Below are 256 nucleotides of genomic sequence, written 5' to 3'. Positions count from 1 at the left end.
GTTATCAAAGCAACTAAAGAATTAGTTGGTAAAGAACTTGCTAAAGAACAATTTGAGTTTGAATTGAGTGAAGGCGGAAACGTCATCGCAACATCATCAAATGGTAAACAAGTTGAGGGTGTTGAAGTTGCAACAAACGAAGTAGCCTTCAAACTTTCATACACTGAAGCAGGCGAGCACGAATACGTGTTGACAGAAAAAGCTGGTTCAGAAGAAGGAGTTACATACTCAACTGAAAGTTATACAATCCATGTCT

General features: G+C 38.3%; 1 protein-coding gene. It reads left to right on the top strand.

Annotation, left to right across the window (positions count from 1 at the left end):
• A partial coding sequence (locus HMPREF2957_RS04960; protein WP_315940887.1) for a Spy0128 family protein occupies positions 1-256 on the top strand: 256 nt, incomplete at both ends.

This window comes from Streptococcus sp. HMSC062D07, assembly GCF_001814215.1.
GTDB classification, from domain to species: domain Bacteria; phylum Bacillota; class Bacilli; order Lactobacillales; family Streptococcaceae; genus Streptococcus; species Streptococcus infantis_I.
Note: the sequence above shows the minus strand (reverse complement) of the source record. Positions and strands in the feature narration are given on the sequence as shown.